At 70.6% G+C, this 14,252-nt stretch carries 11 protein-coding genes and 1 tRNA gene; all 12 read left to right on the forward strand.

The features are described 5' to 3' along the window. Positions 1–218 precede the first annotated feature (218 nt). Entirely contained in the window at positions 219–1,619 is a 1,401-nt protein-coding gene (locus tag ACW9TB_RS38330; protein ID WP_472753030.1) for a metallophosphoesterase, read from the forward strand. 377 nt (positions 1,620–1,996) lie between these two features. After that, on the forward strand, positions 1,997–4,057 hold the full coding sequence (gene tmk, locus ACW9TB_RS38335; protein WP_472753031.1) for a dTMP kinase: 2,061 nt from the start codon (positions 1,997–1,999) through the stop codon (positions 4,055–4,057). Positions 4,058–4,254: 197 nt separating this feature from the next. Further along, positions 4,255–5,436: a DNA polymerase III subunit delta' gene (locus tag ACW9TB_RS38340; protein WP_472753032.1), complete on the forward strand. Its 1,182-nt coding sequence runs from the start codon at positions 4,255–4,257 to the stop codon at positions 5,434–5,436. A 340-nt stretch (positions 5,437–5,776) separates the two neighbouring features. Continuing rightward, on the forward strand, positions 5,777–6,277 hold the full coding sequence (locus ACW9TB_RS38345; RefSeq protein WP_472753033.1) for a SigE family RNA polymerase sigma factor: 501 nt from the start codon (positions 5,777–5,779) through the stop codon (positions 6,275–6,277). Next, on the forward strand, positions 6,274–7,698 hold the full coding sequence (locus ACW9TB_RS38350; protein ID WP_472753034.1) for a hypothetical protein: 1,425 nt from the start codon (positions 6,274–6,276) through the stop codon (positions 7,696–7,698). Before ACW9TB_RS38345 ends, ACW9TB_RS38350 begins: the two co-directional genes overlap by 4 nt. Positions 7,699–7,929: 231 nt before the next feature. Then, complete coding sequence (locus tag ACW9TB_RS38355; protein WP_472753035.1) at positions 7,930–8,664, forward strand: hypothetical protein; 735 nt, start codon at positions 7,930–7,932, stop codon at positions 8,662–8,664. Then, positions 8,661–9,815, forward strand: coding sequence for a glycosyltransferase family 4 protein (locus ACW9TB_RS38360; RefSeq protein WP_472753036.1), 1,155 nt, complete (start codon positions 8,661–8,663; stop codon positions 9,813–9,815). Before ACW9TB_RS38355 ends, ACW9TB_RS38360 begins: the two co-directional genes overlap by 4 nt. A 74-nt stretch (positions 9,816–9,889) precedes the next feature. Further along, complete coding sequence (locus ACW9TB_RS38365; protein WP_472753037.1) at positions 9,890–10,495, forward strand: SigE family RNA polymerase sigma factor; 606 nt, start codon at positions 9,890–9,892, stop codon at positions 10,493–10,495. Continuing rightward, the gene (locus tag ACW9TB_RS38370) at positions 10,492–11,085 is read left to right on the forward strand and encodes a permease-like cell division protein FtsX (RefSeq protein WP_472753038.1); all 594 of its coding nucleotides are present in this window, start codon (positions 10,492–10,494) and stop codon (positions 11,083–11,085) included. Before ACW9TB_RS38365 ends, ACW9TB_RS38370 begins: the two co-directional genes overlap by 4 nt. A gap of 79 nt (positions 11,086–11,164) precedes the next feature. Then, on the forward strand, positions 11,165–12,022 hold the full coding sequence (locus ACW9TB_RS38375) for a PSP1 domain-containing protein (protein WP_472753039.1): 858 nt from the start codon (positions 11,165–11,167) through the stop codon (positions 12,020–12,022). A 376-nt stretch (positions 12,023–12,398) separates the two neighbouring features. Beyond that, complete coding sequence (locus ACW9TB_RS38380) at positions 12,399–13,904, forward strand: alpha/beta hydrolase (RefSeq protein WP_472753040.1); 1,506 nt, start codon at positions 12,399–12,401, stop codon at positions 13,902–13,904. A gap of 64 nt (positions 13,905–13,968) precedes the next feature. Further along, positions 13,969–14,045, forward strand: a tRNA-Thr gene (locus tag ACW9TB_RS38385). Positions 14,046–14,252 lie beyond the last annotated feature (207 nt).

The raw sequence follows: 14,252 nt of genomic DNA on the forward strand, positions 1-14,252 counted from the left end.
GAGGGGCTGGGGACGGGGTGGTGTGAGGCCTGACGCTCTGTTTCCGAGGGGCTGGGGACGGGGTGGTGTGAGGCCTGACGCTCTGTTTCCGGGGTTCTGGGGATGGGGGCCGGGGGGAAGCCTGACGCTCTGTTTCCGGGATTTTGGGAACGCATCCGCCGTCCCGGGCGTTCTTCGGAGCGCACCGGGAACGGCCGGTGGGCGAGCGGGAGGGGCGAGTGACGGTCGTGGGCTTCGTGTCGCTGGTCATCTGCGCGGTCACGCTGGTCCACCTCTATCTGTGGCACCGCCTGGTCCGCTCGACCACGCGGCCCGGACGGACCCGCCGGGTGCTGACGTGGATCATCGTCGGCCTGGCGGTGCTCGCCCCGGCGACGTTGGCCGGTTCCCGCAGCGAGTGGGGGCACTTCCTGGCGTGGCCGGGGTTCTTCTGGATCGCGGTGATGTTCTACCTCTTCGTGATCTTGGTGATCCTGGAGATTCCCCGGGCCGTGGCCCTGACGGTCCTGCGTACGGTCGAGCGGCGGGCGGAGCGCCGCCGGGTTCCGCCGGGAGTGGCCGCCCGCAGGGCGGAACGAGCCAAGCTCCTCGCCGCTCGGCCGGTGCCCGCCGTGGAGCCGGTGCCTGCCGTTCAGCCGGTGTCCGTTGTTCAGGCCGATGTCGTCGGCTTGAACGAGCCCGAGGCGGGTTCCGGGGTCGGTGGTGTGATCGTCGTTCCGGGTGCCGGGGACAGGCGGCGCGGCGGAGGGCTCCCGGGCGGGCCGGACGAGGCCGGGATGAGCAGGAGGCTGTTCATCGCCCGTACGGCCGCGGTCGCCGCCGGGGCCGGGGCGCTGGGCACGGTCGGGTTCGGGGTCGGGACGGCTCTCGGCGACCCGGTGATCGAACCGGTCAGGGTCGTGCTGCCCAGGCTGGATCCGCGCCTGAGCGGCCTGCGGTTCGCTGTGGTCAGCGACATCCACCTGGGCCCGCTCACCGGTACGGAGCACACCCGGCGCATCGTCCGCATGATCAACTCGTTGAAGGCCGACGTGGTCGCCGTCGTCGGTGACCTGGTCGACGGCACGGTGGCCGAGCTCGGCCCGCTGGCAGGGCCGCTGAAGGGCCTCGAATCCCGCTACGGCGCCTACTTCGTCACCGGCAACCACGAGTACTACACCGCCAACGGCCCGCAGGAGTGGATCGAGGAGCTGCGCGGGCTCGGTATCCGCCCCCTCGGCAACGAGCGCGTCGAGATCGCCCACGGGGGAGCCGTGCTCGACCTCGCCGGGGTGAACGACCTCGGCGGCCTCGTCTCGGGTGACGGCCCCGACTTCGAGCGGGCCCTGGGCGGCCGTGACCGCTCCCGGTCCACCGTCCTGCTCGCCCACCAGCCGGTCCAGGCCGTCCAGGCGGCGACGTACGGCGTGGACCTCCAGCTGTCCGGACACACGCACGGTGGCCAGATGATCCCCTTCAACCTGGTCATCCCGATGCAGCAGCCGGTCGTCTCCGGCCTGGGCGAGGTGGACGGCACCCAGGTGTACGTGACGCGGGGGGCGGGCTTCTGGGGGCCGCCGGTCCGGGTGGGGGCTCCTCCCGAGATCACCCTTCTGGAGATCGGCCACGAGCGACTCTAGGAACTCCGCCGGAGGCGGCTCAGGGAACCTCGTGACGGGTGGTTCCGGGAATTCTGCGACGGAGGGTTCTGGGGACTTCGTGGCGGGTGGTTCTGGGAACTTCGCGACGGGGACTTCGTGACGGGGACTCGCTACGGGAATTTCGGACGGAGACTCGCTACGGGCGGCTCGTCATGGGCGGCTTCGGGAACCCCGTGGCGGGTGGTTCCGGGAGCCCCGCGGGCAACTGTGGAAACAGCGGCACCGGGCGCTTCTTTTCGCGGGTGTGACCTGCGAGCCGAGGGGCGGACGTATTACCCTCATGCGACGGGCAGCCGGGCATTTCCGTCTGGCTGGTGTTTTCCCACGCCCAGCGAGCATCTGGATACGCTGACACTATGACCACCCCTGGCCGGAGCACCGCGCGACGCAAAACCCCCCACGTGCTGGCCAACGCCCCGTTCCGCAAGCTGTGGACGGCGATGTCGGTGTGCAGCCTGGGAGACTGGCTCAACCTCCTGGCACTGACGGCCCTGGCGGGCAACCTCACCGCGGCGTCGGGCTACAAGATCCAGAGCCTGGCCATCGGCGGTGTCTTCGTGGCGAAGATGCTCCCGGCCATCCTGCTGGGCCCGCTCGCGGGCGCGTTCGCCGACCGGTTCGACCGGCGGCTGACGATGTTCTTCTGCGACCTGCTGCGTTTCGCGCTGGTGCTGTCGATCCCGCTGATCGGCAGCTACCAGTGGGTGATCATCGCCACGTTCCTGGTCGAGTGCGTCAACCTCTTCTGGGTCCCGGCCAAGGACGCCACAGTGCCCAACCTGGTGCCCAAGGAGCGGCTGGAGGAGGCCAACCAGCTCAACCTCCTGGTCACGTACGGCACCGCGCCCATCGCGGCGCTGTTGTTCGCGCTGCTGTCGGTCGCCGACGACGTCCTGGGCAGGCTGGTGCCGTTCCTCGCCCAGCGCGAGACCTATCTGGCGCTGTTCATCAACGCGCTCGCGTACCTGGTCTCGGCCGTCATCATCTTCTCGCTCAAGGACATTCCGAAGAGCAGCGCGCGGGCCGCCGCCACGCCGTCGGTGCTGCGGCAGATCTTCGAGGGCTGGCGGTTCGTCGGCGGCAACCGGCTGATCCGCGGTCTGATCATCGGCATGCTGGGCGCGTTCGCCGCCGGTGGCGCGGTGGTCGGGGTGGCCAAGATCTACGTGGACGCGCTGGGCGGTGGCGACGCGGCGTACGGCGTGGTCTTCGGCGCGGTCTTCGTCGGTATGGCGTCGGGCATGTTCTTCGGGCCCAAGCTGCTGAGGGAGCTGTCGCGGCGGAGGCTGTTCGGCCTGTCGATCGTGGTGGCCGGGCTGGTGCTCGTCGCGGTCGCGCTCGTCCACAACCTGGTGATCGTCGTCCTGCTCACCGTGCTGCTCGGCGCGTGCGCGGGAATCGCCTGGATCATCGGTTACACCATGATCGGGCTGGAGGTGGACGACAGCCTGCGGGGCCGGACGTTCTCCTTCCTGCAGTCGCTCGCCCGGGTGACCCTGCTGCTGGTGGTCGCGGTCGCGCCGACCCTCGCGGGCCTGTTCGGCGAGCACCAGATCAGGGTCGGCCCGGATCCGGTCTACCGGTTCGACGGCTCCAACCTGGTGCTGCTGGTCGGCGGGCTGCTCGCGGTGATCGTCGGGATCGTCGCGCTGCGGCAGATGGACGACCGCAGGGGCGTCTCGATCATCGCCGACCTGCTCGCCGCGGTGCGTGGCGAGCGGTTCGCGCCCGAGAGCTCCGAGCAGGCGCACGGGATGTTCATCGCGTTCGAGGGCGGCGAGGGGTCGGGCAAGACCACCCAGTCCAGGTTGCTGGCGATCTGGCTGCGCGACCAGGGCTTCGACGTCGTGCAGACCCGCGAGCCCGGCTCGACCAAGGTGGGGATGCGGCTGCGGGCGATCCTGCTCGACGCGGTGCACCAGGGGCTGTCCGCGAGGTCCGAGGCGCTGCTGTACGCGGCCGACCGGGCCGAGCACGTGGAGAAGGTCATCCGCCCGGCCCTGTACCGGGGGTCGATGGTGATCTCCGACCGCTACGTCGACTCGTCGCTCGCCTACCAGGGGGCGGGCCGGGCCCTGGACACCGAGGACGTCACGAGGATCAACAGCTGGGCCACCGGCGGGCTCGTCCCCGACCTCACCGTGCTCATCGACACCCCGCCGTCGGTGGGGCTGGCCCGGCTGGGCGGGGCCGCCGACCGCATCGAGTCGGAGCCCCTGGAGTTCCACGAACGCGTCCGCCGCGAGTTCCGGGCGCTGGCCGCCGCCGAGCCCGACCGCTACCTGGTCGTCGACGGGGTGCTGCCCCAGAACCAGATCTCCTCGATCATCCACGACCGGGTCCGCGAGATCCTGCCCGACCCGGTGCCGCAGGAGTCCGAGGACGTCACCGGGACCATGCCCGCGATCCGCGACTGAGCCGGAGCTCCGGGCGGTAGCCGGTGCGGTGCGTTCGTACTGTGCCGGGAGCGCGACCTGTGGACGAGCCCGCCGGGCGGTAACCGGTACGGTGCGCTCGCGCTCGTACGGTGCCGGGAGTGCCTGGCGGTGGCCGGTGCGGTGTGGGGAGTGCGATCCGCGACTGAGCCCGTGTTCCCGGCGGTAGGTTGGGGGGCGTGGGAGTCTTCGATGATCTTGTGGGGCAGGAGCGGGCCGCCGCGACGCTCCGCCGGGCGGCGGCGGCCGGGGCCGACCTGCTGGCCGGGGGGCGCGGCACCGGGATGACCCACGCGTGGCTGTTCACCGGGCCGCCCGGGTCCGGGCGCGAGGAGGCCGCGCGGGCGTTCACCGCCGCGCTGTTCTGCCCCGACCAGGGATGCGGCCACTGCGACATGTGCCACCAGGTGGCGGTCGGCTCCCACCCCGACCTGGAGATCGTCCGCCCGCAGGGGCTCTCGTACGGCATCAAGGACACCCGGAGGCTCATCCTGCGCGCGGCCGGGGCGCCGACGCTGGGCCGCTGGCGGGTCGTGCTGTTCGAGGACGCCGACCGGGCGACCGAGGGGGCGTCCAACGCGCTGCTCAAGGCCATCGAGGAGCCGCCGCCGAAGACGGTGTGGCTGCTCTGCGCGCCGTCCCCGGACGACATGATGATCACCATCAGGTCCCGCTGCCGGCTCGTCACGCTCGTCACCCCGCCCTCCGCGGCGGTCGCCCACGTGCTGGCCACGCGCGAGAACGTGCCGCCGGCGATGGCGGAGTTCGCCGCCAGGGCGGCCCAGGGGCACATCGACCGGGCCCGCAGGCTGGCCCTGGACGGGGAGGCGCGGGCGCGTCGCGAGGCGGTGCTGTCCATCCCCCGTTCGCTCACCGGCGTCGGGGAGTGCGTGATGGCCGCCGAGCGGCTGGTGAAGACCGCCGAGGACGAGGCCGCCGCGGTCACCGCGGTGCTGAACGAGTCGGAGATCACCGAGCTGCGCCAGGCCTATGGCGAGGGTTCCACGGGCAAGGGGCTCAACAGGGGCCTGATCCGTGGTGGTGCCGGGGCGCTCAAGGATCTTGAGGATCGGCAGAAGTCCCGGGCGACCCGTACCAAGCGCGATGTCATCGACGCGTCCCTGCTCGACCTGGTGGCGTTCTACCGCGACGTGCTGGCGGTGCAGTTCGGTGCGCACGTGGAGCTGGCGAGCGAGGACCGCCGCGCTGACCTGAACGACCTGGCCCGCGCCTCCACGCCGGAGGACACCCTGCTCAGGATCGACGCGATCATGCGCTGCCGGAGGCGGCTGGCGGCCAACGTCAGCCCGCAGATGGCGGTCGAGTCGATGACCATCTCACTGCACCGGCCCCGGCTCTGAACAGGGCCTGTTTCCGGGGCGTACCGGCTCTGTGTTGTTGAGTCGCATCGGTCGCGCGAGCCTCGGCTCTGAACGGGGCCTGTCTCGGGGGCGTACCGGCTCTGTGTTGTTGAGTCGCACCGGTCGCGCGAGCCTCGGCTCTGAACGGGTTCTGTCTCCAGGGCGTACCGGCTCTGAGTCGCACCGGTCGTGTGGGCCTCGGCTTCCCGTCGTGCCGGTTTCCGGGGCGTACCGGCTCCCCGTCGCGCCGGGCGGGCCTTGGTGTTGATCCGGTTCGTGACGGGAGGCAACCCGGGGGCGGTTTCCGCGTCTCTTGGTCATGCAACCCGAAACGTTGGACGTGGGCAGACCCGGGCCCGCTGAGACGATCAGCGGGCTCTACGCCGGGCACGCGCTCGGGCTGACCCGGCTGGCCCTGCTCATGGTCGGGGATCGCGAGTCCGCCGAGGACGTGGTGCAGGAGGCGTTCCTCGGTCTCCATCGGCGGTTCGGCCGGTTGAGGGACCCGGAGAAGGCGCTGGTCTACCTGCGCAGCGCGGTCCTGAACAACGCGCGCACGGTGCTGCGCCGCAGGCGGCTGCCCTCGTGGTTCGCCGGGACCTACACGCCGCCCGTCTGGTCGGCCGAGTCCGAGGCGATGCTCGGCGACGAGCGACGGGCGGTCGTCGAGGCCCTCCACCGGTTGCCGCGCAGGCAGCGCGAGGTGCTGCTGCTGCGCTTCTACGCGGACCTGTCGGAGGACGAGACCGCGAGGGCCATGGGAATCAGCCGTGGCACCGTCAAGTCCACCACGCATCGGGCGCTGAACGCGCTCGGCCGTCTCCTGGGAGAGAACCAGTGAACGAGATCGTCGACCGGTTGAGGGACGCGGCCGGAGCCGTCGGGGAGACCGTTCAGGACGTTCCCCCTTTCAGGCCTCGGCCGCTCCGTACGAGAAGGTCCTGGGTCGCGCCCCTGGCGGCCGCGGCGGCGGTGAGCGCGGTGGCCGCCGCGGGGGTGATGGTCGTCCAGAGCGACGGCCGGAGGGACGGCGTCGTCGCGCCGACCGGCCCGGCGCCGACCTCTGCCCTGGCGCCTACCTCCGCTTTGGCGCCGACCTCCGCTCCGGCTCCGGGGGCGGAGCCCGGGTATTTCGCGATGACCGGCGGTGACGCCATCACCTTCTACCGGGCCGACACCGGTCAGCGGGTCGACAGGCGGTTCGCGGGGACCATGGGGGAGCGCTTCTTCCTGGTGGACTCCGCGCGGGGCGTCTTCTACACCGTGCTGACGGTGGGCCCCTGCGATCACCGGTTCCTCCGCGTGACGGCCGGTCGGCCGGGTGAGGCTCCGCGAACGGAGAAGCTGTTGAACGGCCCGCCACGGGGCACCGTGCCCACGTCGCTCGCGGTCAGCGCGGACGGCGGCACGCTCGCCTACGGTCTGGTGCCGTGCGGGGGCGGCGTCCCCACCGACTCGCGGCTCGGCGTGACCGACCTGGCCACCGGTGAGATCAGGATCTTCGGCTTGTCGGGCGACGACGAGGTCAGGAACGTGTCGATCACCGCCGACGGCCGCCTCGTCGCCTTCCAGCGCCACCCCACCCGGCGGGTTCCGGTTACGGGTCCCTCGAACTCGCCCGTTCCCGAGACCTCCGCCCTGAGCCCGACCTACGTTCCGGTGTCCCCTCCCACCTGGGAGGATCCCGGGCCGGGGACACCCACCGTGGTGCCTCCCACCCCGGACGACGCCTCGCCGTCCGGGCCGCCGAGCCCGGCGGGCACTCCGGTGACGGGCACCCCGGTGCCCGATGCCACCAAGGTGCTGGAGCGGAGCGGGCGCACCGCGACCCTTGAGACCGGTCCCGATCCCTCGGAGGTGTGGGTGCTCGACACGGGTGAGGGGGGAGACGCTCTGGACGGGGTGAGGAGGGTCCAGCTCAGGACCGACTCCGGCGTGCCCTCCGCCGTGCACGGGGTGCGGATCGCCGCCGACGGCCGCTCGTTCGTCGCGGCGCTCGGCCGGATCGTCCAGGAGGCCGACGGGAACAGCCTCTCCACCGTGCCGGGAGTCGCCGAGATCGTGCGGTTCGACGCGGAGGACGGCATTCAGTCGGCCGTACTCTATCGCGACAATCGGGGAGGTTTCCGGCTGGTCGACGCGGACGGTTCGGGTGAGCGTCTCGTGGTCCACCGGGGGACGGAGTTCGCGGAGGTGACCTCTGGCCGGTATCGGACACTTCGTAGTTTTTCTAGAACTGACGGACTAGATATCGGCTGGTGAGGAGGAGGGTAGTGACTACACGAAGTAGGTGCTACCCATCTGTTTTCGATTAGATGGAACCATTCATCGCTAAGTCACCTCAAAGTACGAGTGTGGGTCGTTAAGATTAACAGGCAAAAATAAGCTATTTCGTTATAAATCAGTGGACAGTGTCCTGCTCTACGGGGATGAGCAGAGAAGACCGGGGGACTCTTGGTGAGCATGGGGGCACGCCACGGGGTGGGCCCGTCCGTGAGCGGACGGGCCGTCACGAGCCGCGTGGGCAACGACGACACACTGGGAATCGAGTGGCCGGAGCGGCCCGACGGGATCGGCGGGAACGATCCGGGGATCGTTCTACGGCACGTGGAGACCGGTGAGGAATGCGAGGCCGCGGACCTGAAGGCACTGTCCGCGGGGATCTGGATGGTGTCGCGCGGCGGTGAGCCCGTCGCCACCGACGACCCGGGCTTCTCGCTCGACGGGCTGTGGTCCTACGCCGAGACCCCTCGCAGCCGGGAGATCAGGGCGTTCCGCACCTCCCTCGGCACGCTGGGCCTGCGGGTCCGCGAGGTCGAGCCGTACGTCGAGGTGATCCGCGTGACCGCGGAGGACGGTGTGATCGAGGTCGAGGGCGCCGTCGCGTACGGCGAGCCGATCAGGGGGGCGGCCAGGCTCGTGGCGGTGGCCCGCCGGGGGCCGGAGCCGGTGAGCGGACCCGCGCGTTTCCAGGGGCGGTGGTTCGAGGGAGGGGTCGAGATCGCGCCGATGGCCGGGACGCAGGTACGGCGCCGTGTCTTCTGGGATCTCTACGCGGAGATCTCCGGAACCCGGCTGCCGCTGGCCACCCGTCTTGATGACATAGCGGACAAGAAGAACAAAGTTCGTTTTCCTGCCCAGCGTGTCGGGCAGGTGAGGGTCCGGCCGTACTACACCGAGACCGACAGCCTCGCCGTCGCGCTCAGCGTCGAGGAGGAGAGCTCGTGAAGATCTCCTTCCTCATCCTCAACGCCTACGGCATGGGCGGCACCATCCGCGCCACCTTCGACCTGGCCACGGCCATGTCCGAACGGCACGAGGTCGAGATCGTCAGCGTCTTCCAGCACACCGACAGCCCTTTCCTGCCGCTGGGCCCCCAGGTTCGCCTGCGCTCCCTGGTGGACCTGCGGGAGGGGGCGAAGGTCCGCTGGCCGTACACGAAGAAGGCGGAGCGGCTGAGCGCGCGGGAGAGCGCGCTGATCCACCCCGAGGAGCGCGCGTACGCCTCCTTCAGCGCCTGGAGCGACGAGGTCATCGTCCGTGAGCTGCGCAGGCTCCGCAGCGACGTGCTGATCACCACCCGCGCGGGGCTCAACATCATGGCCGCGAGATACGCCCGCAAGCGGGTCGTCACGATCGCCCAGGAGCACCTGCACTTCGAGGCCCACCAGCCCGGGATCTTCGAGGAGATCCGGACGTGGTACCCGAAGCTCGACGCCGTCGTGACCCTCACCGAGGCCGACGAGCACGACTACCGGAAGATGCTCAACGGGTCGCCCACCCGGGTGTTCACCATCGGCAACGGGCTGCCCGGCGGGCCGCGCCCGCGCTCCCGGCAGGAGAACCGGATCGTGCTGGCCGCGGGCAGGCTCGTGCCGGTCAAGGGGTACGACCGGCTGCTGAAGGCGTTCGTCCGGGTGGCCAGGGAACGCCCGGACTGGAAGCTGAGGATCTACGGCGAGGGCCGGGTCGGCGACAAGCTGGTCAGGCAGTCCGTCAAGCTGCGCCTGCACAACAACGTCACGTTCATGGGTCCCACCGGAGACATCGAGGGCGAGCTCGCCAAGGCCTCGATCCACGCGGTCAGCTCCCGTTTCGAGGGCTTCGGCATGACCATCATCGAGGCGTTCGCCTCCGGGGTGCCGGTGGTCAGCTTCGACTGTCCCCGGGGCCCTCGCGAGATCATCAGCTCCGGGGTCAACGGGCTGCTGGTCCCGGCCGACGACGTGGACGCCCTGGCCGACGGGCTGATCCAGATGATCGACGACGAGGAGGGCCGCCGCCGGATGGCCGAGAACGCCCTCAAGACGGCCAGGCAGTACGACATCTCCGTGATCGTCGACCGCTGGGAGAGGTCCTTCGCCGAACTCGGCCGCTGACCGGAGCAGCGGATGGCCCGGCGGGGCGTCTCTGTGATGTGACCCTGTCATCTTCGGGAAGAATTCCCGACCCAGTGATCGAAATCCTCTCCCATGGGGAGCCCCTGGCCAGGGATCGTGTCAGCGCCGCGACGTCGAGGGGGTGGGCGGGTGGCGCGCCGTCGGGGGAGTCCCTCGACGCGGCGCCGTCGAGGGATCGTGTCGACGTCGCGGCGCTGTTCGCCGAGCACCATCTCGGTCTCGTACGGCTGGCGCTGCTCATGGTGGGTGACCAGGCCACGGCCGAGGACGTCGTGCAGGAGGCGTTCGCCCGCACCCACGCGGGACGGCGCCGCCTGCGCGACCCCGACCGGGCGTTGACGTACATCCGTTCGGCGGTGCTCAACGGGTCCCGGTCGGTACTGCGCCGCCGGGCGGTCGCCTTCCGGCGGGCCATGCCGTACGAGCCACCCGTCTGGTCGGCCGAGCACGCGGCGCTGCTCGGCGAGGAGCGCCGCGAGGTGCTCGTGGCCCTGCGCGCGCTGCCCAGGCGGCAGCGGGAGGCGCTCACGCTCCGCTACTACCTCGACCTGTCGGACCTGGAGATCGCCCAGACCATGGGGATCGCCGCGAGTACCGCCCGTTCCACCGTCGCGCGCGGGCTCGCCGCCCTCGCCCGAGTGCTTGGGGAGCAATCATGACCGCCACCGGGGAGCACCTCCGCGACGCCCTGCCCGCCGCCGAGAGCCGCCTTCGCGACGCCCTGTCCGGTGCAGCGGCGACCGCCGTGGACGTCCGCCCGCTGGACGTCCGGGCCCGCCGCCGGTCCAAAGTCCCGACGCTGCTGGTCGCCGCCGTCACGGTGACGGCCGTCGTCGGGGCCGGATACGCGTGGGGGGAACGGGCGGACCCCCGGACGGCCACCGCCGTCCAGGCTCCGCCGGGTCCAAAGCTCGAGATCTCGGTCTTCCTGTGCAAGAAGCGCGACCCGTTTCCCCAGTGCGAGGGCCGGAGCCCCGACAAAGCGAAGATCGCCGAGGCGCTGTGGAGCCGGCGGGACGTGGCATGGATCGGCTTCGAGGACCAGGTGGAGAGCTACGAGAATTTCAAGGTGTACAACAGGACCAACAAGCAGCTGATCAACACGATCCAGGTCAAGGACATGCCCATGTCGTTCCGGGTCATGCCGGAGCCGGATGCCGATCGAAAGGCGATCGTCGCGGCCGTCAGGACACTGCCCGGTGTCTCCAACGTGGTCGACCAACGATGCCTGCCCAGCGGGAAATGCTGAGGCGGCGGGTCCACAGGGGTGATCCCGGCGCGTAGTGTGGCGTGGTGGGCGAAGGCCGTACCCCCAGCTTTGGAGCCTCATGAGCATGATCATGGCGGTGAGCTTCACCCGCTACGGCAGGCTGTACTACCTCGATCCCGGCGAGCACAGTCCCAAGGTCGGAGACAAGGTGCTCGTCCCCACCGACGCCGGGCCCGAGGTGGCCGAGTGCGTCTGGGCGCCCCAGTGGACGAGCGAGGAGGTCGGCGGGCTGCCGGTGTGCGCCGGGATCGCGGACGAGGAGCACCTGACCCGCGACGAGGGCAACAAGCGGCGCCGCGCCGAGGCCCGCAGCGTCTCCAAACGCCTGATCAAGCGGCACACACTGCCCATGAAGGTCGTCGGCGTCGACTACACGGACGCCGAGAACGTCTACACGGTCTACTTCTCGGCCCCCCAGCGGGTCGACTTCCGCGCCCTCGTCCGCGACCTGGCCCGCAACCTGCGGGCCAGGGTGGAGCTGCGCCAGATCGGCCCCCGCGACGAGGCCCGCCTCCAGGGCGGCATCGGTCCCTGCGGCCGGGACCTGTGCTGCGCCACCTTCCTCAAGGACTTCGAGCCGGTCTCCGTCCGGATGGCCAAGGACCAGGACCTGCCGGTCAACCCGCTGCGCATCGCGGGGGCGTGCGGGCGGCTGATGTGCTGCCTGAAGTACGAGCACCCTCTCTACCTCGACGCGCACAGCAGGATGCCCCGCGTCGGGCTGAAGGTCGACACCCCCGAGGGGGCGGGAACCGTCGTGGGCCGCAACGTCCCCTCCGACTCCGTCGTGGTCCGCCTGGAGGACGGCGGACGCCGCTGCGCGTGCCCGTCGGCGTCGGTGTGCTCCCCCCGCAAGCAGCACGACGCGGCGTACGGCGGCGCGGTAAAGGTCGCCGACGCCGGACCGGAGGAATAACCGGGGCCGCTCGGGTTTTTGTGACCGCTCGCTTCTGTTTGGGTTTGCTCGGCCGAGTGGTTTCGTTCGGGGCCCCGGGGACGCTTGGTCCCGCGCGGTCGCCTGGGCCGGTGCGGCCGGTGTGGTCGTTGGGTGCCGCGCGGTCGCCTGGGCCCAGGCATATCCGCGTACCCCGCGTATCCGTGCACCCGCGTACTCGCGTATCAGCCCGGGCGGGTGCGCGGTCGCACGTGGCGCGCTTGCCCGCCTGGGCGGATGCGCGTCGCGGGGCCTGGCGCGGGCGTAGGATGCGACCGGTCAGCCTCTCCGCGCGCGTCGGCTCCCCTCGCCGGACCCGCGTGCGATCCCGACCCACGGACTACGGAGCGGACAAGGCGTGAGATCCCAGGTGGCCGCCGTACTGGCGGCGGTGGCCCTGCTGGCGAGCGCGTGCACCGGAAGCGGCGCCAACGCCGGTTCCGGCAGTGGTACGGGCGGCGGTGAGGTGGGGGGAACTCGGGAGGGATCGTCGCTCGGCTGGGACGAGTGCGGAGACGGTTTCGAGTGCGCGAAGCTCCCCGTTCCCCTCGATCACGCCAAGCCGGACGGCGAGAAGATCGAGCTCAGCGTGATCCGGCTGCCCGCCTCGGGCGAACGGATCGGCTCCATCCTCATCAATCCCGGCGGACCCGGTGCCTCCGGCATCCAGTACGCGCGAGGTGCCCGCACGGCGGTGAGCAAGGCCGTACGAGAACGCTTCGACGTCGTGGGCTTCGACCCGCGAGGGGTCGGCGAGTCCGCGCCCGTCCGGTGCCTGTCGTCGAGCGAACTGGACACCTACATCGGCCTTGACAGCTCTCCCGACTCGCCGGGGGAGGTCACCATGCTGGAGGAGGGCTCGCGGCGGTTCGCCTCCGGCTGCCAGGCCCGCTCGGGCAAACTTCTGCCGTACGTCGGCACGGTCGACGCCGCCCGGGACATGGACCTGCTGCGTGCCGCCGTCGGCGACTCCCGCCTCACCTACCTCGGCAAGTCGTACGGCACCCAGCTGGGCGCCGCCTACGCGGACCTCTTCCCCACCCACGTTCGCGCGCTCGTCCTGGACGGCGCCGTGGACCCCTCGCTCAGCCCGCTGGAGATGAACACCGCGCAGGCACGCGGTTTCGAGGTCGCCCTCGACGCGTTCCTCGAAGACTGCCTCGTGGCCACCGACTGCCCTTTCCATGGCTCCGTCGGCTCCGCCCGCACGGAGATCGCCGCCCTGCTCCGCCGCGTGGACACGACTCCCCTGACCAACGGGACGGGCGACGGCCGTACGGTGACCGAGGCCTGGACCACCCTCGGACTGATCACCCCGCTCTACGACCGGCACGCCTGGCCGGTTCTCCGCCAGGCGCTCGGCCAGGCGCTGAAGGGTGACGGCAGCACCCTGCTCCGCCTGGCCGACCTGCTGATCGACCGCGAGGCGAACGGCGAGTACACCAACCAGACCGAGTCCAACCTGGCCGTCAACTGCGTCGACACCCCCTACCCCCGCGACTCCGCCGCCTACGCCACGGCGGCCCGCGAGTCGGCCAAGGAGGCCCCTCTCTTCGGCGCGTACGTCATGTGGAGCTCGCTGCCCTGCGCGTACTGGCCGGTCAAGGGAGGTCCACGGGCGAAGATCGACGCTCCCGGAGCCCCGCCCATCATGGTCGTCGGCACCGTACGCGACCCGGCCACGCCCTACCAGTGGTCCGAGGCCCTCGCCTCCCAGCTCTCCTCCGGCGTCCTCGTCGGTTTCGACGGCGACGGGCACACCGCCTACCTGACCGGCTCGGGATGCGTGGACCGCCTGGTGGACGAGTACCTGATCGATCTCACCGTTCCCAAGGACGGGACACGCTGTCCCAAGATCAGCTGATTCCAGGGCGCGGGAAGGCCCCGGGAGCCTGTAGACTGCCGTAGGCCGTGGTGAAACACGGCACGCCGCCTTAGCTCAGTCGGCCAGAGCACTTCACTCGTAATGAAGGGGTCTGGGGTTCGATTCCCCAAGGCGGCTCCAGGTCAGAGGCCCTCCGGAAGATCCCGGAGGGCCTTTTTCGTGTCCGTACAGCAGCGAAATACAGCAACGGCCTCAGGTAGCGTCGTCGAGACTGTGGTTCAGCTGGTCAAGGAGCCTCAGTTTCACGGCCCGTGGTGCCCGTCCTGCCGCATTGCTTTGCGACCTGTTCCGGACGCTTCACCAAGTTGTCTGCTCGTCCGAGACTGT

It is taken from the genome of Streptosporangium sp. H13245, from assembly GCF_055690525.1.